At 69.4% G+C, this 25,033-nt stretch carries 26 protein-coding genes, 1 pseudogene and 1 riboswitch; of the genes and pseudogenes, 17 read left to right on the top strand and 10 right to left on the bottom strand.

The features are described from left to right. Nucleotides 1-27: 27 nt before the first annotated feature. Nucleotides 28-1,833: a formate-dependent phosphoribosylglycinamide formyltransferase gene (gene purT / locus TTY48_RS06560; protein ID WP_255585542.1), complete on the top strand. Its 1,806-nt coding sequence runs from the start codon at nucleotides 28-30 to the stop codon at nucleotides 1,831-1,833. Nucleotides 1,834-1,836: 3 nt separating this feature from the next. Here the strand turns inward: purT and erm are convergent, their stop codons facing one another. The 3 genes from erm to TTY48_RS06545 form a co-directional block, all read right to left on the bottom strand. Further along, a complete protein-coding gene (gene erm / locus TTY48_RS06555) occupies nucleotides 1,837-2,598 on the bottom strand; it encodes a 23S ribosomal RNA methyltransferase Erm (protein WP_220656726.1) in 762 nt (253 codons plus the stop codon). 189 nt (nucleotides 2,599-2,787) lie between these two features. After that, nucleotides 2,788-3,510, bottom strand: a complete 723-nt coding sequence (locus tag TTY48_RS06550) for a siderophore-interacting protein (protein WP_220656725.1) — start codon at nucleotides 3,508-3,510, stop codon at nucleotides 2,788-2,790. A gap of 15 nt (nucleotides 3,511-3,525) precedes the next feature. Next, nucleotides 3,526-4,272: an SDR family oxidoreductase gene (locus tag TTY48_RS06545; RefSeq protein WP_220656724.1), complete on the bottom strand. Its 747-nt coding sequence runs from the start codon at nucleotides 4,270-4,272 to the stop codon at nucleotides 3,526-3,528. 78 nt (nucleotides 4,273-4,350) lie between these two features. On the opposite strand from TTY48_RS06545, the gene TTY48_RS06540 reads away from it, so the two are divergent. The 3 genes from TTY48_RS06540 (at nucleotide 4,351) to TTY48_RS06530 (ending at nucleotide 6,189) form a co-directional block, all read left to right on the top strand. Further along, the gene (locus TTY48_RS06540) at nucleotides 4,351-4,668 is read left to right on the top strand and encodes a helix-turn-helix domain-containing protein (RefSeq protein WP_308443055.1); all 318 of its coding nucleotides are present in this window, start codon (nucleotides 4,351-4,353) and stop codon (nucleotides 4,666-4,668) included. A gap of 182 nt (nucleotides 4,669-4,850) precedes the next feature. Beyond that, nucleotides 4,851-5,663 carry a S1 family peptidase gene (locus TTY48_RS06535; protein ID WP_255585541.1) on the top strand — a complete coding sequence of 271 codons (813 nt, stop codon included), beginning with the start codon at nucleotides 4,851-4,853 and terminating at the stop codon, nucleotides 5,661-5,663. Between the two features lie 145 nt (nucleotides 5,664-5,808). Beyond that, nucleotides 5,809-6,189, top strand: coding sequence for a hypothetical protein (locus TTY48_RS06530; RefSeq protein WP_220656723.1), 381 nt, complete (start codon nucleotides 5,809-5,811; stop codon nucleotides 6,187-6,189). Between the two features lie 91 nt (nucleotides 6,190-6,280). Here the strand turns inward: TTY48_RS06530 and TTY48_RS06525 are convergent, their stop codons facing one another. Then, nucleotides 6,281-7,669 (bottom strand): FAD-dependent oxidoreductase, encoded by a 1,389-nt coding sequence (locus TTY48_RS06525; RefSeq protein WP_220656722.1) that lies wholly within the window; start codon nucleotides 7,667-7,669, stop codon nucleotides 6,281-6,283. Nucleotides 7,670-7,816: 147 nt separating this feature from the next. On the opposite strand from TTY48_RS06525, the gene TTY48_RS06520 reads away from it, so the two are divergent. Genes TTY48_RS06520 through TTY48_RS06510 form a run of 3 tightly spaced genes read left to right on the top strand, consistent with a single transcriptional unit; the run spans nucleotide 7,817 to nucleotide 9,903 of the window. After that, complete coding sequence (locus TTY48_RS06520; protein WP_220656721.1) at nucleotides 7,817-8,284, top strand: hypothetical protein; 468 nt, start codon at nucleotides 7,817-7,819, stop codon at nucleotides 8,282-8,284. Continuing rightward, entirely contained in the window at nucleotides 8,281-8,694 is a 414-nt protein-coding gene (locus tag TTY48_RS06515; RefSeq protein ID WP_220656720.1) for a rhodanese-like domain-containing protein, read from the top strand. Before TTY48_RS06520 ends, TTY48_RS06515 begins: the two co-directional genes overlap by 4 nt. A 9-nt stretch (nucleotides 8,695-8,703) precedes the next feature. Then, nucleotides 8,704-9,903: an O-succinylhomoserine sulfhydrylase gene (locus tag TTY48_RS06510; RefSeq protein WP_220656719.1), complete on the top strand. Its 1,200-nt coding sequence runs from the start codon at nucleotides 8,704-8,706 to the stop codon at nucleotides 9,901-9,903. A 27-nt stretch (nucleotides 9,904-9,930) separates the two neighbouring features. Here TTY48_RS06510 and TTY48_RS06505 read toward each other — a convergent pair whose 3' ends face one another. Together TTY48_RS06505 and TTY48_RS06500 are read right to left on the bottom strand one after the other, a co-directional pair. After that, nucleotides 9,931-10,596, bottom strand: a complete 666-nt coding sequence (locus TTY48_RS06505; RefSeq protein ID WP_255585540.1) for a copper homeostasis protein CutC — start codon at nucleotides 10,594-10,596, stop codon at nucleotides 9,931-9,933. A 23-nt stretch (nucleotides 10,597-10,619) separates the two neighbouring features. After that, nucleotides 10,620-11,831: an HNH endonuclease signature motif containing protein gene (locus tag TTY48_RS06500; RefSeq protein WP_220656718.1), complete on the bottom strand. Its 1,212-nt coding sequence runs from the start codon at nucleotides 11,829-11,831 to the stop codon at nucleotides 10,620-10,622. Nucleotides 11,832-11,976: 145 nt separating this feature from the next. On the opposite strand from TTY48_RS06500, the gene TTY48_RS06495 reads away from it, so the two are divergent. Further along, nucleotides 11,977-12,654, top strand: coding sequence for a hypothetical protein (locus tag TTY48_RS06495; RefSeq protein ID WP_220656717.1), 678 nt, complete (start codon nucleotides 11,977-11,979; stop codon nucleotides 12,652-12,654). 58 nt (nucleotides 12,655-12,712) lie between these two features. Here TTY48_RS06495 and TTY48_RS06490 read toward each other — a convergent pair whose 3' ends face one another. Further along, nucleotides 12,713-13,291: a TetR/AcrR family transcriptional regulator gene (locus TTY48_RS06490; protein ID WP_220656716.1), complete on the bottom strand. Its 579-nt coding sequence runs from the start codon at nucleotides 13,289-13,291 to the stop codon at nucleotides 12,713-12,715. 67 nt (nucleotides 13,292-13,358) lie between these two features. Between TTY48_RS06490 and TTY48_RS06485 the strand changes: the two genes are divergently transcribed. After that, entirely contained in the window at nucleotides 13,359-14,711 is a 1,353-nt protein-coding gene (locus TTY48_RS06485; RefSeq protein WP_220656715.1) for an MFS transporter, read from the top strand. Nucleotides 14,712-14,924: 213 nt separating this feature from the next. Then, a complete protein-coding gene (locus TTY48_RS06480) occupies nucleotides 14,925-16,091 on the top strand; it encodes an RtcB family protein (protein WP_220656714.1) in 1,167 nt (388 codons plus the stop codon). A gap of 6 nt (nucleotides 16,092-16,097) precedes the next feature. On the opposite strand, the gene TTY48_RS06475 is transcribed toward TTY48_RS06480, so the two are convergent. After that, entirely contained in the window at nucleotides 16,098-16,883 is a 786-nt protein-coding gene (locus TTY48_RS06475; protein WP_220656713.1) for an HAD-IIA family hydrolase, read from the bottom strand. Nucleotides 16,884-16,900: 17 nt separating this feature from the next. After that, a complete protein-coding gene (locus TTY48_RS06470; protein ID WP_220656712.1) occupies nucleotides 16,901-17,374 on the bottom strand; it encodes a Dps family protein in 474 nt (157 codons plus the stop codon). Nucleotides 17,375-17,544: 170 nt separating this feature from the next. Then, a riboswitch (SAM riboswitch) is annotated at nucleotides 17,545-17,656 on the top strand. 65 nt (nucleotides 17,657-17,721) lie between these two features. On the opposite strand from TTY48_RS06470, the gene TTY48_RS06465 reads away from it, so the two are divergent. The 7 genes and pseudogenes from TTY48_RS06465 (at nucleotide 17,722) to TTY48_RS06440 (ending at nucleotide 24,365) form a co-directional block, all read left to right on the top strand. Then, complete coding sequence (locus tag TTY48_RS06465; RefSeq protein WP_220656711.1) at nucleotides 17,722-19,011, top strand: aminotransferase class V-fold PLP-dependent enzyme; 1,290 nt, start codon at nucleotides 17,722-17,724, stop codon at nucleotides 19,009-19,011. A gap of 24 nt (nucleotides 19,012-19,035) precedes the next feature. Next, nucleotides 19,036-19,425, top strand: a complete 390-nt coding sequence (locus TTY48_RS06460) for a hypothetical protein (protein ID WP_220656710.1) — start codon at nucleotides 19,036-19,038, stop codon at nucleotides 19,423-19,425. Between the two features lie 27 nt (nucleotides 19,426-19,452). Continuing rightward, complete coding sequence (locus TTY48_RS06455) at nucleotides 19,453-19,944, top strand: YbaK/EbsC family protein (RefSeq protein WP_220656709.1); 492 nt, start codon at nucleotides 19,453-19,455, stop codon at nucleotides 19,942-19,944. 110 nt (nucleotides 19,945-20,054) lie between these two features. Continuing rightward, nucleotides 20,055-20,531, top strand: coding sequence for a MarR family winged helix-turn-helix transcriptional regulator (locus tag TTY48_RS06450; protein ID WP_220656708.1), 477 nt, complete (start codon nucleotides 20,055-20,057; stop codon nucleotides 20,529-20,531). Continuing rightward, nucleotides 20,528-22,204, top strand: a pseudogene (locus TTY48_RS21245) (MDR family MFS transporter); the annotation flags it as partial. The gene TTY48_RS06450 and the pseudogene TTY48_RS21245, both read left to right, overlap by 4 nt. A 171-nt stretch (nucleotides 22,205-22,375) precedes the next feature. Continuing rightward, nucleotides 22,376-23,653: a tRNA guanosine(34) transglycosylase Tgt gene (locus tag TTY48_RS21240; RefSeq protein WP_255585726.1), complete on the top strand. Its 1,278-nt coding sequence runs from the start codon at nucleotides 22,376-22,378 to the stop codon at nucleotides 23,651-23,653. A gap of 37 nt (nucleotides 23,654-23,690) precedes the next feature. Beyond that, nucleotides 23,691-24,365, top strand: a complete 675-nt coding sequence (locus TTY48_RS06440) for a hypothetical protein (protein ID WP_220656706.1) — start codon at nucleotides 23,691-23,693, stop codon at nucleotides 24,363-24,365. A 67-nt stretch (nucleotides 24,366-24,432) separates the two neighbouring features. Here the strand turns inward: TTY48_RS06440 and TTY48_RS06435 are convergent, their stop codons facing one another. Then, complete coding sequence (locus TTY48_RS06435) at nucleotides 24,433-24,933, bottom strand: inorganic diphosphatase (protein WP_220656705.1); 501 nt, start codon at nucleotides 24,931-24,933, stop codon at nucleotides 24,433-24,435. Between the last annotated feature and the right edge of the window lie 100 nt (nucleotides 24,934-25,033).

Raw genomic sequence — 25,033 nt, 5'->3', positions numbered from 1 at the left:
GCGGGTCGGTTTGCCATGATGGTCCCCATGACGAACCTCACCGAGACCGGCGGAAACCCCAGGATCGGCACCGCCCTGACGCCCGGAGCGACGAAGGTGCTGCTGCTCGGGTCCGGTGAGCTGGGCAAGGAGGTGGTGATCGCCTTCCAGCGCCTCGGGGTGGAGACGATCGCCGTCGACCGGTACGCGGACGCGCCCGCGATGCAAGTGGCGCACCGCAGCCACGTGATCGACATGACCGACGCCGCCGAGGTGCGCCGTGTGATCGACGAGGAGAAGCCGCGGTACGTGGTCCCCGAGATCGAGGCGCTCGCCACCGATGCGCTGATCGCGGTCGAAGAGGAGGGCGTCGCCGAGGTGATCCCCACCGCGCGGGCCGTCTCGCTGACGATGGACCGCGAGGGCATCCGCAAGCTGGCCGCGGAGGAGCAGGGCCTGCCCTGTTCGCCGTACGCCTTCGCGTCCACGGTCGAGGAACTGCGCGCCGGAGCGCGCGAGGTGGGCTTCCCGTGCGTGGTGAAGCCGGTGATGTCCAGCTCGGGCAAGGGGCAGACGGTGGTCCGCACGCCCGACGAGGTCGAGGCCGCCTGGGAGGCGGCGGTGACCGGCGGCCGGGTCCGCAACGAGCGGGTGATCGTGGAGGGATTCGTCGACTTCGACTACGAGATCACGCTTCTCACCGTGCGCGTCTTCGACGCCGAGCGCGGCAAGGTGATCACCCGGTTCTGCGAGCCGATCGGGCATCGCCAGCAGGGCGGCGACTACGTGGAGTCGTGGCAGCCGCAGCCGATGAGCCAGGCCGCCTACGACGCGGCGACCTCGGTGGCCGGGCGGATCACCACGGCGCTCGGCGACGGTGGCGCGGGCGGACGGGGCGTGTTCGGCGTCGAGCTGTTCGTCAAGGGTGACGACGTGTACTTCTCGGAGGTCTCGCCGCGACCGCACGACACCGGTCTGGTGACGCTGGGTTCGCAGCGGCTCTCCGAGTTCGAGCTGCACGCCCGCGCCGTGCTGGGCCTGCCCGTCGACTCCTCGCTGATGTCCCCGGCGGCCTCCGCGGTGATCTACGGCTCCAAGGACAGCTCGTCGGTGGCCTTCGACAACGTGGCCCGCGCACTGGATGTGCCGGAGACCGACATCCGGCTGTTCGGCAAGCCCGAGGGGTACGCCAAGCGCCGCCTCGGTGTGGTGGTCGCGACCGCCGACACCGTTGAGCTGGCGCGGGCGAACGCCCAGGAGGCCGCGAACCGCGTGAACGTGGTCGACAGCGCCGACCCGGTCGATCCGGGTGCGCCGGCCACGGTCGCCGTGCCCGTCCAGCGCCCGCAGGTGCAGGAGGACATGTCGACGCGCGCGATCCCGACGCAGCGTCCGGCGGCGCCCGCGTCGCCGCTCCCGGCAGCACCGCCCGCAGCACCGCCCGCAGCACCGCCCGCAGCACCGCCCGCTCCGCCGACGGCTGCGTCGCCGGTGGTGCCGCCTGCTCCGCCGACGGCTGCGTCGCCGGTGGTGCCGCCTGCTCCGCCGACGGCTGCGTCGCCGGTGGTGCCGCCTGCTCCGCCGACGGCTGCGTCGCCCGTGGTGCCGCCGGGCGCCGGCCGCGTGGCGCCGCCGGCCGGTGGAACGCCCGGTGACGCCCCCGGCCCGACGGCGATGCACCCCGTCGCGAACCGCCGTCCGGCACAGCCCCGGCCGATCCAGCCCGCGCGTCGCCAGCCGGTGACCCGGCCGTCCGCCGCCGAGGCGCCGAACACCGATCCCGGTACGGAGGAGTACGACCACAATCCGCCCACGTCGATGGGGCTCGCCCCGCAGCGACCGCAGGACGGCTAGGCCTCAGCCGAATCTCGTGAAGGCGTCGACCCATTGGTCGGCGTCGAGATCGCGGGGAAGCGGTGTGCCGCGGAACTTCTGGGCGGCCACCCAGCGCCGAGCCTCGGTACGACGGTGCCGAGCCACCCCGCCGAGTACGGCTGCGAGGCCGTGGCCCCGGCCGGTGAAGACGGCGTGCGCGAAACCGGCGTAGGCACTGCGATCCCGCCAGGGCAGCAGGGGCGAGGGTCGTCGCGTGATCGTGAGGAGGCCCGCGTCCACGCTGGGGCGGGGAGTGAACGACGATGCGGGAATCCTTCGGATCAACCGGAATTCGTACCACGGTGACCACTGCGCGGTCATCAGTGTGGTGCCACCGACTCCGGCGCGCCGGCGGGCGACCTCCCACTGGGTGATGAGTACGGCATCGGTCCAGTGCGGTGCGTGCAGCAGTGTGCGCAGGATCGCCGTGGTCAGGTGGAAGGGGAGGTTGCCGACCACCGCGAGGGGGTGATCGGGGATGCGGTATCGCAGGAAGTCACCGTGAACCACTGTGGCGTCGGGGACTTTTGGCTGGAGCGACCGCACGTGTCGCTCGTCGATCTCGACCGCGGTGAGCGGGCGGCCCAGCCGGGCCAGGGGGAGCGTCAGGGCGCCGGCGCCGGGGCCGATCTCGAGGATCGGTCCGTCGGTCCCGGCGACGAGGTCGACGACGCCCGCGATGGTGGGGCGATCGGTGAGGAAGTTCTGGCCGTGCTCGTGCCGGCCGCCACGATGGGTGGGCATGGAGAATCTCCGGGTTCGATGTGACCCGGGCAGCGCAGATCGCCGCCCAGCGGAAATGCTGAGGCGGTGAAGTGAATTCGGTGTGGACGCTTCACCGCGCTAGGCGCGGCCGCGATCCACAACTGCTGCTGAGGCTCCCATGCCCGTCAGGGTAACGACGGGGTGGGGTTCGGTGTCAACCGGTTTCGGTCAGCCCCGCTGCAACCAGTAGGCCTGAGACTTGATCCGCTCCTTGGGGAGGCCGAAGTCCTTCTTGGCGGCCCTGGTGATCTCCCGGGTCGCCTTGGTCTCCGCTGCGACGAACAGGAACGCGTCCGCAGCGATCGATGCCTTCGTGACGGTGGAGACGAGGGTGGCGCCGCGGCTCTCGCGTGGCACCCAGGTCACGTTCTCCGTGTGCACCGGCAGTTCGCGCTCGGCGTCGTGCTGGTATTCGAGGAACACCCGGCACGGCGCCTTCGCGGTGCTGAGCAGCGAGTTGATCGCCGGTATCGAGGCGGCGTCTCCCACCAGCACGAACTCCGACGGGGCCGGCGATTCCGGCACCGTCAGATCGGCCCCCATCATGGTGGCGGCGATCCGGTCGCCGGGCGCCGCGTCACCGGCCCAGCGCGGGGCGGGACCGTCGTGGATCGCGAACTCGATCGTGAACTCGCTGCCCTGCGGATCGATGATCGTGTAGCCGCGCTGTACGAGGGTGCCGTCGTCCTCGTCGGTGGTGGCCTCGCCGCTCTTCGGGATCCAAAGGCGCACCCACATGGTCGGGAACCACGGGTTCTCGGTCAGGAAGTCGCCGCCGTCGAAACGGATCCGCCGATAGTGCTCGTTGACCTTCTCGGTCGAGAGCACGGTGAACACGTAGTCGTCGGCCCGCATCGCTTTGAGGATCAGGCCGGTCACCCCTCTACCCATGCAGCTGAGCCTACCCTAACTCTTTCGGTCGGAGTAGTCGACCAGGTCTGCGCCGCCGAGGTATGTGGTGTGCCCCGACGGTGCGGTGCTCTCGACCGCGCCGGCGATGGCCGCCGCGAACTCGGTGACGGTGGGCAGTGGGCCGTGTGCCCGGCGTTCGTCGACGGCGGCGGGATTTCGGCGTTCCAGCAATCGCACGATGATCGTCCCGTCGATCATGTCGCCGGAGACCACGTGCAGCGCGATACCGGCTGCGTCGAACTCGGGGATCAGTGCGCGCAGGGCTCGCTCGCCCGCGAGTTTGCTCGCCGCGATCTCTTGGTACTCCTTTGGAGGGAGGTGTGATTCGGAGAAGTGCGCCTGATGGCTGGTCACGAAGACGATCCGTCCGCCGGGGCGCATGCGGGTGACAGCGGCGCGGGCGAGTGCCACCTGGGCATCGCGGTTCAGGCGCATTGCGTAGTCGTCCTGCGCACCTATCTCGAGGCCGCCCGAGGCGTTGAGGACCATCGCGTCCAGACGCCCGAACTCGGCGATCGTGGCGTCGACCAGCCGGGTGGGCCCGTCTGGTGCGGTGGCATCGGCACCCACCGCGAGTGCTCGCCCGCCGGCCTCGGCGACCAGCTCGCACACCTTCTCGGCGCGCTTGACCTTCTCGCGGTAGTTGACCATCACGTCGTAGCCGCGCGTGCCGAGGGCGACGGCCGTCTCAGCGCCTACGCCACGGGATGCTCCGGTCACCACGACCACCTTGGCTGCCATCGGATACCTCCATGCTTCTAAAAAAGAACTGTCGATAGCATGGCGCTTCGAATTCAGAAGCGCAAGTAGGCTCGGGAGGTGTCAGTTCGCGATGTGGTGCCGCAACGGCGGGAGGAATCCGATCCCGACGTGCTCGCTGCGATGGAGCTCTTGGGGCAGCGCTGGGTGCTGAGGATCGTCTGGGAGCTCGAACCCGGCGCGCTCGGATTCCTCGAATTGCGCAGGCGCATGGGCAATTGCAGTTCCAGTGTGCTGGCCGCACGCCTGGCCCTGCTGGTCGAGAAGGGGATCGCCCTCAAGCTCGCCGATAAGCAGTACGAGCTGAGCCCTCGCGGTGCCGCGCTCGGCCGGTCGCTGTGGCCGGTGTGGGATTGGGCTAGCGCGGACGCGCCGTGAGCGACTAACCGTTCACGCCGGTGAGCGAGGCCGAATGCTCATGCAAATAGTGACGGTAACGTCACAATGGCGCGTCGCGACTTGTCGCGGACGGAGGTCGCCACCTAGGTTTGTTGCTGGCAATTAACAATTTGGAGGATGGGGTCGGAATGGTTCGGGTTGGGCGCGTAATCGCCACGTCGGTGGCAGTGGCAGCGATGGTCGGCGGTGTTGCGGCACCGTCGGCGATGGCGGCACCCGCTCCCGGCCCGGTGCGGGTCGCGGCACCGGTGGTGGGGCCGGGATCGGAGATCGGCGTCGTGCAGGAGCGCAGCGCGGACGGCCGGGTACTCGCGTCGACGTGCACCCTGGGTTTCATCGCCGAGCGCCCGGACGGGCGCCGCGTGGGGTTGACCGCGGGGCACTGCGGTAAGCGGGGCCAGGCGGTCGGTGCGCCGGTTCCGGGCCGCCCCGATGCCCTGGTGCGAGTCGGCACCGTCGCGCAGTCGTCGAACCCGCCGGCACGGAAGAACCCCGAGGGATACGTCCTCCCCGAGGACCTCGGTGCTCCCGACTGGGCGGTCATCGACCTCGCTCCGCAGACCAAGAGCACCGCCAATCGCGGCCCGGTGCGGCCGACGCGCGTCGGCGATGCCTGCGTGGGTGATCGCGTGTGCCAGCAGGGCGTGACCTCGGGCTGGCGCTGCGGCGTGGTGAAGGGCGTGTCGCCCACGCAGATCCGCACCGATATCGACGGTGCGCCCGGCGACAGTGGCGGCCCGCTGGTGCGCCTGTCCGACGGTGCCGCGCTCGGGCTCGTCAGCGGCGGTACCGCGAAGGAAGCCCCGCGCGACGTTCCCCGGATGACCTTCTACTGGAGCCTTCGCGACGCCCTGGCCCAGGGCGGTGGCCTCCGTCTGGTGACCGCCGGAGCCCCCGCGCCTCAGCTCGTCTCCTCGCCGGAGGTGCGCGAGGTGATCACCGTCGACGCAACGGTGCCCGTCGGCGCCTTCTGACCAGGCTCCTCGACGCCGAACGACGACACCGGCGCGGACCGCGACATCGCGGCCCGCGCCGGTGTTCTTTCGTCGGTGGGAGACGGCCCCGGGGCCCGGCGACATCCCTTATTGTTGTGACATTCGAAACAAGGGGAGGGGACCCATGGCATCGCGAACTCTGCGCATGTCCGGACTGGTGGGAGCGGCGCTGGCCGCGCTGGCGATGAGCCCGGTCGCGGCCTCGGCCGATCCGGTGCGCAGCCCGTACGGCACCGATGAATGCCGCATGTTCGAGACCAAGCCCGGCTACGAGTGCCGATCCGGGCAGTGGAAGCCCGACTACTCGCCGCCGCGCGAGGGCAAGTCCTGCTCCTTCGGCGAGACCGCGCCGCGCCTGCGGTGCAGCGCCGCGGGCAAGTGGGAGCCGAGGGCGAGCGGTGTTCCCCGCGAGGGGCAGAAGTGCACCGTCGTGGGCGCGCAGAAGGTCGGAGTCGGCGGCCTCCTCACGTGCACGCACGGGCCCTTCGGTTTCACATGGCAGTGAGCCAGCGGGTCTGAATTAGAATCATCGTGAGCGAAAAGTGCCGCCGCCCCGAATGATCGGGACGGCGGCACCGTCGTCGTGAGGTCGGAGACTAGCTCGGCTGGACCTTGCTCGGCTCCGAAGCGGCGAGCATGTCGTCGCGCTCGACGACCTTCACGCGCTCGCGGCCCTCGGCCTCGCCCAGGCTGCGCTCGTGCTCATCGAGGCGGTACCAGCCGTCCCAGGTGGTGTACGGCGTCTCGTGCTCGTCGAGCCAGTCGGTGACGCCCTCCAGCGAGGGGTCGGCGGGCTGGTTCAGCTTGCCGGCGTGGAAGTCCTCCAGCAGGCAGGCGATGGTCTCGTTGGCGTCGCCCTTGGTGTGGCCGATCAGGCCCACGGGACCGCGCTTGATCCAGCCGGTGGTGTACACGCCGGGAATGTGCTGACCTGCGTCGATGACGCGGCCGGCCTCGTTCGGGATCACGCCGGCCTGATCGTCGAAGGGAATCTCCGGCAGGTCGTTCGAGAGGTAACCCACCGCGCGGTACACGGCGCCCAGCTCCCAGTCGGTGAACTTGCCGGTGCCCTTGACGTTGCCCGTGCCGTCCAGCTCGGTGCGCTCGGTGCGCAGGCCGGTGACCTTGCCGTCCTCGCCGAGGATCTCGACCGGCGACTCGAAGAGGTGGATGAACAGCTTGTGCGGGCGGTTGTTGGGCTCGCGGATCGCGTAGTTCTCGAGGATCACGGCCACCTGATCGGTGATCTTCGACTCGCGGCGGGCCTTCGCCGAGCCCTCGTCGTACTCGATGTCCTCGGGGCTCACGACCACCTCGATGGTCTGCGAGTGATCGAGCTCCTTGAGCTCGAGCGGGGTGAACTTCACCTGCGCCGGACCGCGGCGACCGAAGACGTGCACCTCCTTGGCCTTGTTGACCTTGAGGCCCTCGTAGACGTTCGGCGGGATCTCGGTCGGCAGCAGCTCGTCGGCCGTCTTGGCCAGCACGCGGGCCACGTCGAGGCCCACGTTGCCGACGCCGAGGACGGCGACCTTCTCGGCCTCCAGCGGCCACTCACGCGCGAAGTCCGGGTGGCCGTCGTACCAGGCCACGAACTCGGCGGCGCCGTAGCTGCCGTCCAGGTCGATGCCGGGGATGTCGAGGTTGCGGTCGGCCACGGCACCGGTGGAGAAGATCACCGCGTCGTAGTGCTTGCGCACCTCGGCGAGGGAGAAGTCCTTGCCGAAGTCGAGGTTGCCGAGCAGGCGCACCTGCGGCTTGTCGAGCACCTTGTGCAGGGCGGTGATGATGCCCTTGATGCGCGGGTGATCGGGGGCGACGCCGTAGCGGATCAGGCCGAACGGGGCGGGCATCTTCTCGAAGAGGTCGATGCTGACGCCGGGGTCCTTGGCCTCGTCGGACTTCATGAGTGCGTCGGCCGCGTAGATGCCGGCGGGGCCAGCACCCACGATCGCTACCCGCAGCGGGCGGTTCTGTTCGGTCATAGAGAGTCGGCTACCTTTGTCTGCAAACCAGTGGTCCTGTCCCCACTAGGTTAGTGCGGACTAATAGGCCGTTCCTAGTTCGGGTGGCACATCCCACCCCGGTCGGGCCACTGGAACGTGTTCTAGTAGCAGAGGGTAGAGGCTTCCGTGACCGCAGACAAGGACACCCCCGACCAGGCCGATGAGCGGGGCACCACCGCCAAACCCTTCCTGATCGCGCTGATCATCGCGGTGATCGCCATCGGTGGCATCCTGAGCTGGAACATCGTCCGCCCCTCCGAGCAGCGGGTCCCCGATTCCGGGCAGATCGCCCAGACCGTCGGGCAGTACTACGGCGCCCTCAACCACGGCCGCTACGCCGACCTCGTCGCCAATACCTGCGCCAAGGATCGAGCCGCGGCCGATTTCCCGCAGGAGGCCGGCTTCGCCGACGCCCGTAAGGCCGCCGTCGAGCGTGAGGGCGACGCCGTCCTGGACGAGAACGGGATCAAGAACGTGCAGGTCAACGGCGATAACGCCACGGCCGATCTGGTGATCAAGTACAGCAAGATTCCGGAGAAGACCGAGCAGGCGAAGTTCGTCCGCGAGGACGACAAGTGGAAGAAGTGCTCGTGAGCTACGCGGGAGACATCACGCCGGGCCAGGCCTGGAAACTGCTGCAGGACGACCCGAACGCCGTTCTCGTCGACTGCCGCACCGAGGCCGAGTGGAACTACGTCGGCATCCCCGATCTCACTGAGCTGCGGCGCGCCGTCGTGCTGGTCGAATGGCAGACCTACCCGGACGGGGCGCTCAACCCCACCTTCGTCGACGAGCTCCGTCGTAAAGGCGTGACCGACGATGCGCCGGTCGCCTTCCTGTGCCGGTCCGGCCACCGCTCCATCGGTGCCGCCGAGGCCGCCACTGCGGCCGGTGTGCACAACGCCTTCAACGTGCTCGACGGCTTCGAGGGCGGGCTGGACGCGCAGGGTCATCGCGGCGCCGTGGGCTGGCGGGCCGAGGGCCTTCCCTGGCGGCAGTTCTAGACTTCGGTCATGGAGTTCAACCACCTCCCCGACGGTGTCCGGTCCGAGACTCTCGGCGTGCGCGGCGGGTTGCTGCGCAGCAACTACGAGGAGACCTCCGAGGCGCTGTACCTGAACTCGGGCTACACGTACGAGAGCGCCGAGGCCGCGGAGGCCGCGTTCAACGGCGACATCGACCGGTTCGTGTACTCCCGCTACGGCAACCCGACGGTGGCGATGTTCCAGGAGCGGCTGCGCCTGCTCGAAGGCGCGGAGGCGTGCTTCGCCACCGCGTCCGGCATGTCGGCGGTGTTCACCGCACTCGGCGCGCTGCTGCAGGCGGGTGACCGGCTCGTGGCCGCCCGCTCGCTGTTCGGTTCCTGCTACGTGGTGTGCAACGAGATCCTGCCGCGCTGGGGGATCGAGACCGAGTTCGTGGACGGGGAGGACCTCGCGCAGTGGGAGGCCGCGCTCGCCAAGCCGGCGCAGGCGGTCTTCTTCGAGACCCCGGCGAACCCGATGCAGGGCCTGGTCGATGTGCGCGCCGTCTCCGACCTCGCGCACGCCGCGGGCGCCCAGGTGGTGCTCGACGCCGGATTCACCCCCGTCGGGTACCAGGACTGCTTCGGTCTGGGCGCGGACGTGATCGTGCACTCGTCCACCAAGTCGATGGACGGGCAGGGCCGCGTGATGGGCGGTGCGATCCTCGGCACCTTCGACTACATCGACGGTCCGGTCAAGCAGCTCATGCGGCACACCGGTCCGGCCATGGCGCCGTTCAACGCCTGGGTGCTGGTGAAGGCGTTGGAGACGCTGGACCTGCGGGCCGAGCGGATCAGCGGCAACGCGCAGAAGGTGGCCGAGTTCCTCGACGCCGATCCGCGCGTGTCGAAGGTGATCTACCCGTTCCTGCCCTCGCATCCGCAGTACGAATTGGCGAAGCGGCAGATGAAGGCCGGTGGCACGGTGATCACGCTGGAGCTCGCGGATGGCGATCTGGTGGGTAAGGACAGGGCCTTCCAGTTCCTCAACCGGTTGCAGGTGATCGACATCTCCAACAACTTCGGCGATGCGAAATCGCTGATCACTCACCCCGCCACCACAACCCATCGGGCCACGGGACCGGAGGGCCGGGCGAAGATCGGCCTCACCGATTCGATGCTGCGGCTGTCCGTGGGCCTGGAGAACGTGGACGATCTGATCGCGGATCTGGATCGCGCGCTGGGCTGAGTCTGATGGCGGGGAGTAGCTGCCGCGTCAGCCGTCGATCGCGTCCCGCCACAGTCGCACCGCTGTCGCCGACACGGGGGAGCCCCAGCCGTTCGGGCGTGCTCCGCTGCCGATGTGAAAGGCGTCGATGCCTGCCGCCTGCAGGCGCGGGAGATGATCGATCCGCAGGCCGCCGCCGGCCAGGATTCGTTGCGGTCCTTGCGCTTCCGCGACGAGCGTGGCGATCCCGTCATCGACGCCGGCGGTGGCACCCGCGGTGAGGAACCCGTCGAGTCCAGGCAGCTCAGCGACGGCTGCGCGGAGCGCCGCGCGGTCCGCGCAGTGATCGATGGCGCGGTGGAAGGTCCAGGGCGCACCGTGGAGCTCGTGCACGATCCGCTCGATCGCCGGAAGGTCCGGATCGCCATCGGGGGTGAGGAAGCCGAACACGAACTCCTCGGCCCCCGCGTCCCGCAGCGTGTCCGCGCGCCGCAGCAGTTCATCGACGTCGCCTGCTGCGAAGCCGTTGGTTCGCCGGATCATCACACGGATCGGGATATCGACGGCTCCGCGGACTTCGGAGACGGTGCGGGGTGTGGGGCTGAGCCCGTCGGCAGCCATGTCTGAGACCAGCTCCACCCGGTCGGCTCCACCCTCCTGCGTCGCCACGGCATCCGCGGCGTCGAGGGCGATCACTTCGAGGAGCTGGGTCACCTCGCCAGCGTATGCCCGAGGACCTACGCCGCGTTCGGTGGTGCGGTGGATCGGTGCAGATGCCCGGTCGGGGTGCGGGTTTCGACGGTGTGCCGCCCGGTCGGATCGGCGACGGTGCGGCTGGACCAACCGCCGGCTTCCTTGGCGTAGTTGCACGCCGCGCAGAGCCCCTGACCGTTGTCCAGGCTCGTGGCGCCGCCCTTGGCGTGCGGGACGATGTGGTCTGTATGTGCGATCGGAGCATCGCAGTACGGGGTGCGGCAGTATCGATCTCGTGCGGCGATCACCTCGGCGAGCCCGGCCGGGAACAGTCGGGACCGGGAATCCAACGCGACCACGGCACCCGACTCCGGCTGCACGTAGAGGCGTTTGACCCACGCGATCGAGTTCGCGGTTGCTGCGCCGATCAGGTGGCGTGCGATCTCCGCGGGGAGCGTGCCGCCGCCGGCGAGGTGTGCGGTGCCCTTCGCATCGCCGAAGAGCACGGTTGCGGGCATCGTGAGGTTGACGGTGACCGGCTGGCCCTCGGCGCTGTCGCGGCCGGTGATCCGGGCGAACGCGGTATCGGCCATGATCTGCGCCCGATTCCGCGGCTCCCCGGGGGCGCCGAACAGACTGTCTGCAGCGGTCTTCAGAGACGCGTACAGCCCGACGGCCTGCGCGACCGGAAGCAGGACCGATACCCGCGCCATGCAATCCGGTGCCGGCCGGATGGTGACGCGGCGATCTTTGGCAGCCAGCGCGACGCGGTCTACCGTGGCCCGCGCGTCGAGCTGATACGCAGTCTGCCGCACCGTGTCGTGTAGTCGCTTGAGCCCCAGACCGGATGCGGCGAAGCTCTCCCCGCACAGTTCGGCATCAGCCGCTGCTTTCAGCCGCGGCTCCAGATGGGAGACTCCGGCTACGATGACCTCGACCGCCTCCGGCGAGACGGCTCCATCTCGCAGCCGGCCGTAGGTCTCGCGCAGATCCTTCTCCAGTGCCTTCGCCCGCGACACCATAGTGGTGGCCCGATTCGGCGAGATGTGCAACGCCAGCGCTACTTCGGAGGCGATTCCCGCCTCCCAGCGTTCCTGGGGAACCCCGGCGGCGATCCGCTCACATACCCGCTGCCGCAGCAGCGCGGCGATCAATCGGTACTGATCGAATGCCACCCGCGCGCGCAACCGCTCCAACTCGCCGAGCTCGGCGATCACGTCGCTCGGTGTGCCAGAGGTGATGTCTTCCGCTTCCATACTCGAACTCTACGACCACCCACTGACAAGTTTTCGAGTTGAAACCTCAACTTATCCAAGTGATTTCACTGACACCTCGCGCGCCCCCGAGTGCGTTCGATCAATTCGGTGGCGTTGAGCGGCCGAACTGCCTACCGTGCGGGCCATGCAATCATCTGAGGCTCCGGACTCGCGACCGCGCGCGGAGCGCGTGCCGTCGAACCGTGATGTGGACTGGGTTCGGCGGCCGACGGTGGCAGAGCTCGCCGAGTTCGACGGTGCGTGGACGAGGAGGTTCGGTGGGACCCCTTTGCGGGCGATCGACCTGCGCTACGTGGACCGCAGCAAGTGGGTGCGGCTGCACAGTCTTCCGGAGAGCAAGCGCTATGCGGAATCGGAGGCCGAGTACATGGAGCTGCTGCGGCGCTACTTCGCCATCCTCGATGAGCTGCGTGGCAACGAACAGATCCTGACGGTGGTGACGTGCTCGTTCTCGTTCTCGAGGTCGCAGCGTCCCGTCCGGCGCAATTCTGTGCTCGCCGGGTTACTTCCACGTCCGCGCTATTGGCGCAGCGTGTCGGAAGGCGAGGACGAGCACGAAGAACAGGCTTGGGTACACCTGTACGTGCACCGTGTCCATCGCGAAGCACCTGCCTTACGGGAGCTGTTTCGCGCTGCTGCTGACGAGCGCGCCGTCGACGTCATAGTGACGGGCTCGGAGGTCACCTGGGTCCTCCACCCCTACGACGGCGGCTCGGATCTCATCCTGCCGACACCGGTGGAACGGGATCGGGTGTCCGAACTCTTCGTGGATTGGCGCTCGCCTTGGGACCACGGGCTTTAAGAAACATCTGCCGTCGCGCGAACTGGCTGCGGCCCTGGGATGCTCGTGACCGCCGAGATCAACCGAACGCGCGGTCGATGTGATACTCCGCGATGGCGATGGCCGCGTCGGCGGTGTGGTGGCCGATGAGGACGGCGGTGCTAAGACCGTTGCAGAGGGAGATGAGGGCGTCGGTTTCGTGTTCCGGGACCGCGTCCGGTGCGAGATCGGCGGCCCGGAAGGCCTCGAGCACGGCGGACCGCAGTCGCGCGATTCCACCCGCGAGCGGCTCTGCCGCGAGCTCGGGGTCGGTCGTCGCCATCTCGCCGAAGGCGGCACTCACCCGGTAGAAGTCGATGCTATCGGAATCGGTGGGCAGCGCCTCGGCGATGAAGGCGCGCAACCTTGCTCGCGGATCCGTTGCCCTCGCCAGCCGCGCCTGCCAGCGGGCGTTCGAGCGCTCCTCCAGCTGCCGCATCGCGCCGATCAACAGCTGCCGCTTGTTCTCAAAGTAGTACTGCACGAGCCGAAGTGACGTCCCTGCCTCTGCGGCGACCGCCCGCATCGAGACGGCGTGCAGGCCGTCTCGCGCCGCGACGCGGGCCAGAGCATCGGCCAATTGCGCGCGCCGCTCGTCGTGGTCGACGGTGCGTGGCATCGGCACCTCCTTGTTGATACGTTTGTATCACATTGTCTTGATACACGTGACTCAGGTAGGGGTGATGATGCGCGGCCAGGTCCTCGTCGCAGCCTGCCTCGCGCAGCTATCGATCACGCTGGACGTGTCCGTCGTCAACGTCGCCCTACCGACGGTGCGCGATGAACTCGGTCTGACCGCGGTGGGGCAGCAATGGGTGGTGACCGCATATCTGTTGCCGTACGCGGGGCTCCTGCTGGTGGGTGGCCGCCTGTCCGACGTTCTGGGCGTTCGGGCGGCATTCCTGGCGGGCAGTGGGGCGTTCGCGGCGGCGAGCCTCGTGGCGGGCGCCGCCCCTTCCGCCGAGATTCTGCTCGCCGGCCGTGCTCTCCAGGGATCGGCGGCGGCGGTGCTCGCTCCTGCAGCTCTAGCGACGATCACGTCCGTCTTCGTCGACGACGCGGAGCGGACGACCGCGATGGCCTGGTGGAGCGCGACGAGCGTCGCGGGCGGTACCGCGGGCAATGTCTGTGGCGGACTGCTCACCGAGCTCGCCGGTTGGCGCGCGACCCTGTTGGTCAACGTGCCGCTGGGCATCGTCGCCTTCCTTCTCGCGTCGCGGGCGCTGCCCACCAGAACGGCGCGCTCGCGCCCCAGGCTCGACGGTGCGCCCGCTGCCCTCGCGACCGGCGGCCTCCTCGCGACCGCCTACGCCGTGAGCGCGGCGGGTCAGCGGGACCTCGTGGCTGCCGGCGTCGCCGCGGGAGTGGGCGCGATGCTGCTCGGCGCGTTCCTTCTGTGTGATCGGCGATCGGCGCACCCGCTGCTCCCGCGCAGCGTCCTCGCGGCGCGCCAGTTTCGTTGGGGCAACGCCGGGGTGCTGCTCTCCGGCGCCGCGCTGGTACCGATGTGGCTATTTCTCAGCCTGCAGATGCAGGGTGTTCTCGGGTACACGGCGCTCCAGGCCGGCATGGGGTTCGTGCCGCACACGCTGATCCAACTCGCAGTCGGTCTCCGGGCGACGCCCGTGCTGATGCGGCACCTGCCCCCGCCCGTGCTGATCGCGGTCGGCGCCACCTCGGTGGCCTTCGGATTTCTTCTCCAGAGCCGCCTTGCGCCCGGAGACACCTACCTCGGCGCGGTCTTCGTTCCCGCGGTCTTCATCGCTGCCGGTGCGGGGCTGTTCACCTTGCCGCTGACGAAACTGGCGGTAGCGGGCGCTCCGGCCGGAACTGAGGGAGTCGCGTCCGGAATAATGAACTGCGCCAAACAAGTCGGCGGCGGACTGGGGCTGTCGGCCCTCGTCGCTGCCACGACGTCGATTCTCGACGATGCGGCCAGCTACCGCGTCGCCTTCATCCTGATGTCCGTGATCGCGGGTGTCGTAGCTTTCGGCGCGCTCGTCGCACACCGTGGGTCTCGGGCCGCCGATCGCGGCTGAGAAATCCTGTGGACTGGCATCATTCGGTTCGCTACTGTGCACAGTATGGTTATGCGTCATCTCCCCGAACTGCGTCAGTGCTACTGCCGCCGGTTCGGCGTGCCCGCATAACCTGCGGCAAACCCGGGCCGTCGCTCCACCGCCGGCCCGGTGCCATGCGTGAGACGCAGGGTCGCTCGGACCGGTGACCAACCACACCGAGACGAGAAAGACATGGAGAAGATCAACAAGTCCCTGGTCTCGTGGGCGTCCATCCTGGACGAGAAGACCCGCGAGCAGGCCATCACCACGGCGAGGCTGCCGTTCATCTACCCGCACGTCGCCTTGATGCCGGATGCCCACCTCGGTAAGGGGGCCACCGTCGGATCGGTGATCCCGAGCCTGGGCGCCGTGATCCCCGCGGCGGTCGGCGTCGACATCGGCTGCGGCATGATCGCGGTCCGCACCCAGTTCACGAAGACCGATCTGCCCCAGGATCGTTCAGTGATCCGTGAGGCGATCGAGCGGGCGATCCCGCTGTCGCCGGGGCGCTACAACAAGAAGGTCGTAGCCACCGCGGAGCCGCGCATCGCGGAGCTCACGGCGTTGGCCGAGCGCGCCGAGTTCGATCCCGCCACGTACGCGGGGAACTGGGCGCTGCAGCTCGGCACCCTGGGCGGAGGTAATCACTTCATCGAGATCAGCCTCGATGAGGACGACACCGTCTGGGCCTTCCTGCACTCGGGATCGCGTGGCGTGGGCAACAAGATCGCCCAGCACCACATCGCCGTGGCGACCCACCTCTGCAAGCAGTGGTGGATCGAGCTGCCCGACCCGGATCTGGCCTACCTCGTGGAGGGAACGCCGGAGTTCCGCAGGTACATCGCCGAACTGAAGTGGGCGCAGCACTTCGCGCTGCTCAACCGTGAGGAGATGATGGACCGGGTGATCCGGCAGCTCGGCGAGTGGGTGGGCACACCCGTGGTCGAGGCCGAGCGGATCAACTGCCACCACAACTTCACCAAGCGCGAGAAGCACTTCGGCAAGGAGGTGTGGGTATCGAGGAAGGGTGCCATCGAGGCCACCGAGGGCAAGCTCGGCCTCATCCCGGGCTCGATGGGCACCGCGTCGTACATCGTCGAGGGCAAGGGATACGCCCCGTCGTTGAACAGCTCGCCGCACGGCGCAGGCAGGGAGTACTCCCGGTCGGCCGCGCGTAAGGCGTTCACGCACGAGCAGTTGCGGGAGGCCATGGTGGGCATCGAGTTCCGCGACAGCGCCGACTTCATCGACGAGATCCCGCAGGCGTACAAGCCGATCGACCGGGTGATGGCCGATGCCACCGACCTGGTGACGGTGCGCGCGGTACTGCGGCAGATCGTCAACGTGAAGGGACAGTGACGTCGGTCAGGCCGGGAACGGGTTCTCCGTGCTCCCCACGAGATCCGCGACGGAATCGATGACGCGGGTGGCACGGTAGGGGAACAGCGGGACCGACTCGGGGGTGGAGATCCCGGTGAGCACGAGGATCGTGTGCAAGCCGGCCTCCAGGCCGCAGACGATGTCGGTGTCCATCCGGTCCCCGATCATCAGGGTGTCCTCGGAGTGCGCCCCGAGCGCCCGCAGCGCCGACCGCATCATCAGCGAGTTCGGCTTGCCCACGTAGTACGGCGACCGGCCGGTGGCCTCGCGGATCAGCGCGGCCACCGCGCCGGTGGCGGGCAGTGAGCCCTCCTTGGACGGCCCCGTCGGGTCGGGGTTCGTGGCGATGAACCGCGCCCCGCGCTCGATCAGCCGGATGGCGGTGGTGATCGCCTCGAAGGAGTAGTTGCGGGTCTCCCCGAGCACCACGTAGTCGGGATCGTTCTCGGTGAGCACGTAGCCCACCTCGTGCAGCGCGGTGGTCAGGCCCGATTCGCCCACCACGTAGGCGCTGCCGCCCGGCCGCTGTTCCTGCAGGAACTTGGCAGTGGCCAGCGCCGACGTCCAGATCCTGCGCTCCGGGATGTCCACTCCCGTCGCCAGCAGCCGGGCGCGCAGATCGCGCGGCGTGCGGATCGAGTTGTTGGTCAGCACCATGTACGGGGTGTCATTCGCGGTGAGCTCCGCGAGGAAGGCGTCCGCTCCGGGGATCAGATGATCCTCATGGATCAGCACGCCGTCCATGTCCATCAGGTAATGCCACTGCGTCATGTGCCGAATCTACGCCGTCAGGCCTGCTGGGCCTGCCACATCCAGTGCAGCTGCTCCAGACGCGCGGTGATGGAGATCAACAGGTCCTGGGTGACCGGATCGGCCGATTCGGTGGCCTCGATCCGTGCGCGCAGCGCGGTCACCACGGCGGCCAGGTTCTGCACGATCTTCGCGACCACGGTGCCGTCCTGCTGCCAGCCGCCCTCGAAACCGACGGTCGAGGCGGTCTTGGCCACGGTCTCCGCGCGGCCGTCGGGGCTCACGCCGATCGCTGCGGCACGCTCGGCCACCTCGTCGACGAAGGTCCGGGAATCGGTGACCAGCTCATCGAGCTGCAGATGCACGGACCGGAACTGCGAGCCGACCACGTTCCAGTGGGCCTGCTTGGCGATCAGGCCGAGGTCGATCAGGTCGACGAGGGAGCCCTGCAGGGCATCGCCTGCCACCTTCTGGGCCTCGGGGGACAGGGTGCTGGTGATGGGGTTCGACATCGTTACCTCCTTGGTGGGGAATGGATCTCGACGGGCTGTTCACCCGGTGGAACCGACCCTACGCGGTTAATTGGAATGATTCCAGAAAAGGTGAGATGCCTCACGCAGGTTTTCGCGCGCCGTGATTCCAGCCTTGACGAGGCCCGGGCGCGCAGTGCATTCTTGCGTCAGGTCATGAGTGCCAGCGCGAAGCCCCGGCTCGCTGGTCGGCAACCCTCCACCGCGGTGGGGTGCTCCGGGTGACGACCTGGCCGCGCCGAACGAGCGCGGCAAGCGCGGATTCGTCGTTTCCCGGCACGTGTCGGGCTCATCGGGCGACGAGTCCTTGACACGAAGGATGTTTCACGATGACCACGATCCTCGACCGGACCGCCTGCCTCGCCCCCACCCGCCGCCCCGCGCGCGCCGCCGATCCGCTCGCCTTCGGGCCGATCGCCCAGGTCACAGGGGCCGACGAGTTCGTCCCGCTCGCCGACGGCGCCACCGTGCGCTACGCCAACTTCGACTACGCCGCCAGTGCTCCGGCCCTGCTCCCGGTGCAGGAGGCGGTGCAGCGGGCGCTCGCCGAGTACGCCAGCGTGCACCGCGGCGCCGGCTACCTCTCGCAGCGCTCCACCGCCCGCTACGAGGCCGCCCGCGACATCGTGGCCGAGTTCATCGGCGCCCGCGCGGACGACCATGTGATCTTCACCGGCAACACCACCGACTCGCTCAACCTGCTGGCCGCCTGTGTTCCCGGCGAGGTGGTGGTGCTCGACTGCGAGCACCACGCGAACCTGCTGCCCTGGAAGCGGATCGGCGCCCGCGTGGTCTCCGCGCCGCTGTCGATCGAGGGCACGCTCGCGGCCGTCGAGGCCGAACTGTCCCGCCGCCCGGCCGCGCTGCTCAGCGTGACCGGTGCCTCCAACGTGACCGGTGAGGTGCTGCCCATCCGCCGCCTCGCCGCCCTCGCCCACCGGCACGGCGCCCGGATCGCCGTGGACGGCGCCCAGCTGGTGCCGCACCGTCGGATCTCGCTCCGGGACAGCGGCATCGACTACCTCGCCTTCTCCGGACACAAGCTGTACGCCCCCTTCGGCTCGGGCGTGCTCGTGGGCCGGGCCGACTGGTTCGACGAGGCCGAGCCCTACCGCTGCGGCGGCGGCGCCAGCTACGAGGTGATCGGCACTCCGGTCGCGAAGTCCGTCGAGGTGGCCTGGCACACCGGCCCCGCGCGGCACGAGGCCGGCTCGCCGAACGTGCTGGGCGCGGTCGCGATCGGCGCCGCCTGCGAGGCGATCGCCGAGCTCGGCGAGGCCGAGATCGCGCGACACGAGCACTACCTCACCGACCTGCTGCTGGGCTCGCTCAACCGGATCGACGGCGTGCGCCCGCTGCGGATCTGGGCCGATTCCACCGACCGCGTGGGCATCGTGGCCTTCACCGTGGACGGACGAACCCCGCGCGAGGTGGCCGAGTTCCTCTCGTCCCGCTACGGGATCGGCGTGCGCGACGGGAAGTTCTGCGCGCATCCCGTGGTTAACCGATTGGGATGCTACGACGGTGCCGTCCGCGCCAGCCTCGGCCTCGGCACCGGCGAGAACGATGTGCACCGCCTGGTGCGCGCTCTCGAAGACCTGACCGCACAACCGAAGTAACCCTGGAGAACCCGGAGGAACACGATGACCGCGACCGTCTCCCGCCCCGCCCTGGTGATCGCCGTCGACGGCGAGCCCGCCGCCACGGAGCTGACGCGCGTGCGCGCCGCCGATCTGCGGCTCGCCCAGAAGGAGCGGCACTACCTGCGCGCCGAGGCCGAGCGCGCCGGACGGGAGCCGGGCGCGGTCGCGCTCGAGGTGGACGTGGTGATCGACGAGCAGGCCGCCCAGGCCCGCGCCAGCTACGCCAGCCTCGGCGCCGCCACCGACGGCGTGACCTACGTGGGCACACCGTCGGGCCTGAAGTCGCTGATCGACGACGTCTACGCCGCCGAGGTGGCCGACGCCGTGGTGCTGCGCCCCGTGGGCGGCGCCCGCACGCAGCAGCTCATCGCCTCCCTCCTGGCGGCGTAACCGCAGGTCCGCGGCATACTGGTCGGCATGACCGAGGCCGACCCGACTCCCTTCAGTCGCCGCACCGAGACCGTGCGCACCGCGCTCGCCGCGGCCGGACACCCCGACACCGTGCGGTTCGTCCCCGGCGGCGCCGCCACCGCGGCCGAGGCGGCGGCCGCCCTCGGCTGCGAGGTGGGCGCCATCGCCAACAGCCTCGTCTTCCTGGCCGACGGTGCGCCCCTGCTGGTCCTGTCCAGCGGGCGGCACCGGGTGGACACCGCGGGCCTGGCCGGGCGGCTCGGCTACGGACGGATCGCGCGCGCCAAACCCGACGACGTGGCCGCCGCCACCGGTCAGGTGATCGGCGGAGTCTCGCCCGTGGGACACCCGGCGCCCCTGGTCACCGTGATCGACGAATCGCTGCGCCAGTACCCCGATCTGTACGCCGCCGCCGGGACGCACGACACCATCTTCCGCACCGATTTCGATGCGCTCGTGGCCCTGACCGGCGCCGGAATAGTGCGGACATCGGAGTGAACGGGCGCTTCGCCCGAATCGACGATCGCAGTACATAGTTGTAGGCTGCACGCAGTTTGATGCCGCGGTCGCACAGGTGCGCGGCCCGGGGTGGAAGCTGCGGAGGCGAGATGACCGACGATGAACGGGCGGACCGGATCGAGGATCTGGTCCGCGTGATCTCCGACCTGACCCGACTCAAGGAACGGCACTCCGCGATGACGCGGCACGCCGTGGCGCCCGACGGGGTCGAGCTCGCGGCATACTCGGCGCTGTTCGCTCTGGTCAACGGCGGACCCATGCGGTCCTCCGTGCTCGCCGAGCAGATCCACACCGACCCGTCGACGGCCAGCCGGTACGTGACCACCCTCACCAATCTCGGGTACGCCGAACGCAGCCCGGACCCGTCGGACCGCCGCGCCGCCCTCGTCGCCGCCACCGACACCGGGAAGGCGAAGGTCGCAGCCATCCGCGAATCCCGCAACGAGCGACTGCGGCCACTGCTGGACCAGTGGTCCGACGACGAGATCGACCAGTTCGTCAAGCTGGGCAACCGCGCCCTGCACCAGTTCGAACAAGCCCTCCGACTGATGCGGGAGCCCGGATGACAGCCACCACCGAACAGCCCGTGATCGACGACGCTGCGGCGCCGGGGCTGACGCACAAGCAGATCCTCTACATCCTGGCCGGACTGATGACCGGCATGTTCCTCGCCGCGCTCGACCAGACGATCGTCTCCACCGCGATCCGCACCATCGCCGACGACCTGAGCGGATATCAGCTGCAGGCCTGGGTGACCACCGCGTACCTCATCACGTCGACGATCGTGACCCCGCTGTACGGCAAGCTCTCGGACATCTACGGGCGCAAGCCCTTCTTCATGTTCGCGATCATCGTCTTCGTACTCGGATCGCTGCTGTGCAGCTTCTCGACCTCGATGTACGAGCTCGCCGCCTTCCGCGCCGTCCAGGGCCTGGGCGCCGGCGGCCTGATGTCGTTGGCGCTCACCATCGTGGGCGATATCGTGCCGCCCCGCGAACGCGCCCGCTACCAGGGCTACTTCCTGGCCGTCTTCGGCACCAGCTCAGTGCTCGGGCCCGTGCTGGGTGGCGTCTTCTCCGGCGCCGACTCCATCCTGGGCATCACCGGCTGGCGCTGGGTGTTCCTGGTGAACGTGCCGATCGGCATCATCGCGCTGCTCGTGGTCTCGCGCGTCCTGCACCTGCCGCACACCCGCCGCGAGGGCGTCCGGATCGACTGGGTGGGCGCCTTCACCCTCGCCCTGGGCATCGTCCCGCTGCTGATCGTCGCCGAACAGGGCCGCGAATGGGGCTGGGGCTCCACCAAGTCCATCACCTGCTACGCCGTGGGCGCGGGCGGTGTGCTCGCCTTCATCATCGTCGAGAAGATGATGGGCGAGGACGCGATCATCCCGCTGCGGATCTTCAAGAACCGGATCTTCGCGCAGGGCGTGCTGATCTCGGTGGTCGTGGGCGCCGCGATGTTCGGCGGAATCTCGCTGCTGCCGCAGTACTTCCAGGTGGTCCGCGGCGCCAGCCCCACCGTGGCCGGATTCATGATGCTGCCCATGGTGCTCGGACTCATGATGGGCTCGATCCTGGCGGGCCAGATGATCTCGCGCACCGGCCGCTACCGGATCTACCCGATCATCGGCGCCGTCCTGCTCACCGTGGGCATGTTCGCCCTGCACTACGTGACCGCCGATGTGAAGCTCGGCGCCGTGATGGCGGGCGCCGCGCTCATCGGCTTCGGCCTCGGCAACCTGATGCAGCCGCTCACGCTGGCGATGCAGAACATCCTGCCGCCCAGCGATATGGGCGTCTCGACCGCCGCCGCCACCTTCTTCCGGCAGATCGGCGGCACCCTCGGCGTGGCCGTCTTCCTCTCCGTCCTGTTCTCGGAGATGCCGAAGAACATGCAGTCCCGGCTCACCGACGCCGCATCCGATCCGGAGTACACGGCCGCGCTGCAGCGCGCCGCCGCCGGCCACGACGGTCCGGCCGCCCAGGACTTCGCCACCAAGCTCGCCAACCGCGATTCGAGCGCCGTCAGCGGCATCATGTCCGACACCTCGGCGCTGCAGAAGCTCCCGTCGACCCTGGTGCACCCCTTCAAGGCCGGGTTCGCCGACTCGATGGACACCGTCTTCCTGGCCGTGACCGTGCTCTCCGCGATCGGCCTGGTGCTGGTGCTGTTCTGGAAGTCGGTGCCGCTGCGCACCGGGCCGGCCATCGAGTCGGTGCAGGAGGAGGTCGCCACCGCGGTGCTCGCCGGCGGCCCCGTCGCCGAGGTCGAGACCCCCGCCGCCACCACTCCGGCCGCCGGCGCTCCGGCCGCGCTCACGGGGGAGACGCCGAAGGCTCCGCCGCGTACCGTCGATCCCGTGCAGCCCGACGAAGAACGCACCCGCCCCATCGCTGTCGATCCGGCCATGGCCGAGATCGCCGAGCTGCGCACCCAGAACGCGGAACTGGCGGCCGAGCTCGCCGAGCTGCGCACCGGCTACCGCGCCATCGCCGGGCACACCCGGCTGCGCGCCGTGGGCGCGTCCGACCCCGTCTCCTTCCGAGTGGAGGCCCAGGGACCCGGCGCCGCCCGGATCGGGCGCGTCAGCACCCCGCACGGCGAGATCGCCACGCCCGCCTACCTGCCCGTCGCCACGCGCGGCGCCGTGGCCGGCATCACCCCCGAGGTCCTGGCCGGACTCGGCGTGCAGGCGCTCACCGTGGACCTGCACGAGCTCTACCTGCAGCCCGGCACCGCCGTCATCGAGGGTGCCGGCGGCATCGGCAAGGCCATGGCCTGGACCGCGCCCACCCTGGGCGACACCGGCATCACCGCCGTCGCCGCGGCGAAGAAGACCCGGGTGACCGAGGAGGGCATCGCCTTCCGGAGCCGGCTCGACGGTGGCGCGCACCGCTGGGACCCCGAGGAGGCCGTCCGCGTGGCGCACCGCATCGGCGTCGACATCGCCTTCGCGCTGGCCGATCCGGTGCCCGCGACCGCGCCCCGCGCACAGCTGCAGGCCGGTGTCGACCGCTCCCAGCGGTGGGCCGCCCGCGCCCTCGTGGAGCACTCCTGGCAGACCGCCGACCGCGGCGACCGGCAATCGTTGTGGGCCGTGGTCACCGGCGGCGCCGACGCCGGTCTGCGCCGCGCCGCCGCACGCGGACTGCGCCGCCTCTCCGAACAGGACGTCCAGGCCGGTGGCCTCGGATTCGGTGGCTACCGCATCGACGGCATCGGCTCCGCGTCGGCGCAATCGCTCCAGCTGCGCGCCGCCGTCGAGGAACTCGACCGGGAACGCCCGCGGCACCTGCCCGCCATCGCCACCCCGGCCGACCTGTTCGCCGCCATCGAGGCGGGCATCGACGTGATCGACGGAACCGCCCCCGCGGAGGCCGCCGCCCAGGGGCGCGTGTACACCCGCGACGGCATCGTCGATGTCACGGATTCCGCGCTGCGCACGGACTTCCGGCCGCTCGACCCCGGTGCCGAGCGGCACGGGCCGGCCAACCCGGCCGACGATTTCACCCGCGCCTACGTGCACCACCTGTTCGCCGCGAACGAGGGCCTCGCCGTCACCCTGTGCACCCTGCACAACGAGCACTTCTTCGTGTCCCTCGCCGCCGAGGCCCGGCGCGCGCTCGCCGACGGCCGGTATCCGGCCTTCACCGAGTCCTTCCTGCGGCGCTTCGCTAAGGTCTAACGGATTTCGGTCGTTCCCCGCCCCAGAGGAGATTCCCTTGCGCCGCACCGGTCCGGTTCGTATCAGCTCCGTCGTCGCCGGAGTGGCCGCGGTAGGCCTCGCGCTCACCGCCTGCGGGGGCGGGGGCGAGAGCGCACCGTCGCCGTCCAGCGCCGACAGTGCCTCGCCCGCGGCCTCGAAGGCGCTGGTCCAGGCGGACCTGCCCGAGGGCTACACCGTGACGACGGTGCCCGCCGACAGCGCACTGATGAGCTCGCTGCAGGCGGTGCAGCAGATGAAGGACGTGGAGATCACCCCCGCCGCGTGCAAGGACAAGAACGTGGCCGCGCAGCAGGAGGTGGCCGACACCGTCAAGTACGGGACGCAGCAGAACGTCGCCAAGGGGCAGCAGGTGACCTACGGCGTGAACTTCCTCCCCGGTGAGGCCAAGGTGTCCGTCTTCGAGGCCGCCGGCACCGGCGAGTGCGCCCAGGTGCGCCTCGGGGCGGTCCAGCAGACCACCACCCGCAAGGACCTGCCGAAGGGCACCGGCGCCACCGGCTTCGTGCTGGAGTTCGAGCGGGCCGTGGGCGATCAGAAGGCGGCCTCCGCCAACGCCTACTTCGCCAAGGGCGGAGTGACCGCCATGGTCTTCGCCAACCCCGACGCCGAGGGCAAGGTGGACCGGGCCGGCTTCGAGGACATGATCAAGCGGGTCGCAGCCAAGCTGTAACCGACCCCGGAACGACGAACGCGGCGGCGAGGAGAACCTCGCCGCCGCGTTCGTCCGTCGGAGCAGATCAGCTGTCGATGCCCTCGGCCGCGGCCTCGGCGCGCGCGACCGACGCGGCGATCTCCTTCTCCGCCTCGGCCTTGCCGACCCAGGTCGAACCCTTCACGAACTTGCCGGGCTCGAGATCCTTGTAGTGCACGAAGAAGTGCTCGATCGCGTCGAGCTCGAACTTGTCGATGTGCTCCAGATCCTGAATGGCGTCCCAGCGGGGATCGCCGGCGGGCACCACGAGGACCTTGTCGTCGCCGCCCTTCTCGTCCTCCATCTTGAACATGCCGATGGCGCGGCAGTCCACGATCGAGCCGGGGATCACCGATTCCGGAAGCAGGACCAGCGCGTCGAGCGGATCGCCGTCCTCGCCGAGGGTGTCCTCGATGTAGCCGTAGTCGGTGGGGTAACCGAACGACGTGTAGAGGTAGCGGTCCAGCTTGAGACGGCCGGTCTTGTGATCCACCTCGTACTTGTTCCGCGAGCCCTTGGCGATCTCGACCGTGACCTCGAATTCCACGCTGCAGTTCCCTTCACTCCACGACAACCATGCACGCCGAGGATACCCGGGTCGGACCGGATCCGACCCGCTCGCTCCGCTTCCGGTGTCGTCGTGCCGT

Origin of the sequence: Tsukamurella sp. TY48 (genome assembly GCF_019656655.1) — a bacterium.
GTDB lineage: Bacteria > Actinomycetota > Actinomycetes > Mycobacteriales > Mycobacteriaceae > Tsukamurella > Tsukamurella strandjordii.
This window is presented reverse-complemented; position numbering and strand designations above follow the sequence as displayed.

Coding starts and splice junctions, on each gene's coding strand:
- TTY48_RS06510 (WP_220656719.1), top strand. CDS start 8,704: ATGGAGTTCAACCACCTCCCCGACGGTGTCCGGTCCGAGACTCTCGGC.
- purT (WP_255585542.1), top strand. CDS start 28: ATGACGAACCTCACCGAGACCGGCGGAAACCCCAGGATCGGCACCGCC.
- TTY48_RS06450 (WP_220656708.1), top strand. CDS start 20,055: ATGACCGACGATGAACGGGCGGACCGGATCGAGGATCTGGTCCGCGTG.
- TTY48_RS06475 (WP_220656713.1), bottom strand. CDS start 16,883: ATGACGCAGTGGCATTACCTGATGGACATGGACGGCGTGCTGATCCAT.
- TTY48_RS06550 (WP_220656725.1), bottom strand. CDS start 3,510: ATGGGTAGAGGGGTGACCGGCCTGATCCTCAAAGCGATGCGGGCCGAC.
- TTY48_RS06545 (WP_220656724.1), bottom strand. CDS start 4,272: ATGGCAGCCAAGGTGGTCGTGGTGACCGGAGCATCCCGTGGCGTAGGC.
- TTY48_RS06500 (WP_220656718.1), bottom strand. CDS start 11,831: ATGGAAGCGGAAGACATCACCTCTGGCACACCGAGCGACGTGATCGCC.
- TTY48_RS06495 (WP_220656717.1), top strand. CDS start 11,977: ATGCAATCATCTGAGGCTCCGGACTCGCGACCGCGCGCGGAGCGCGTG.
- TTY48_RS06480 (WP_220656714.1), top strand. CDS start 14,925: ATGGAGAAGATCAACAAGTCCCTGGTCTCGTGGGCGTCCATCCTGGAC.
- TTY48_RS06530 (WP_220656723.1), top strand. CDS start 5,809: ATGGCATCGCGAACTCTGCGCATGTCCGGACTGGTGGGAGCGGCGCTG.
- TTY48_RS06460 (WP_220656710.1), top strand. CDS start 19,036: ATGACCGCGACCGTCTCCCGCCCCGCCCTGGTGATCGCCGTCGACGGC.
- TTY48_RS06455 (WP_220656709.1), top strand. CDS start 19,453: ATGACCGAGGCCGACCCGACTCCCTTCAGTCGCCGCACCGAGACCGTG.
- TTY48_RS06465 (WP_220656711.1), top strand. CDS start 17,722: ATGACCACGATCCTCGACCGGACCGCCTGCCTCGCCCCCACCCGCCGC.
- TTY48_RS21240 (WP_255585726.1), top strand. CDS start 22,376: ATGGCCGAGATCGCCGAGCTGCGCACCCAGAACGCGGAACTGGCGGCC.
- TTY48_RS06470 (WP_220656712.1), bottom strand. CDS start 17,374: ATGTCGAACCCCATCACCAGCACCCTGTCCCCCGAGGCCCAGAAGGTG.
- TTY48_RS06490 (WP_220656716.1), bottom strand. CDS start 13,291: ATGCCACGCACCGTCGACCACGACGAGCGGCGCGCGCAATTGGCCGAT.
- TTY48_RS06485 (WP_220656715.1), top strand. CDS start 13,359: ATGCGCGGCCAGGTCCTCGTCGCAGCCTGCCTCGCGCAGCTATCGATC.
- erm (WP_220656726.1), bottom strand. CDS start 2,598: ATGCCCACCCATCGTGGCGGCCGGCACGAGCACGGCCAGAACTTCCTC.
- TTY48_RS06525 (WP_220656722.1), bottom strand. CDS start 7,669: ATGACCGAACAGAACCGCCCGCTGCGGGTAGCGATCGTGGGTGCTGGC.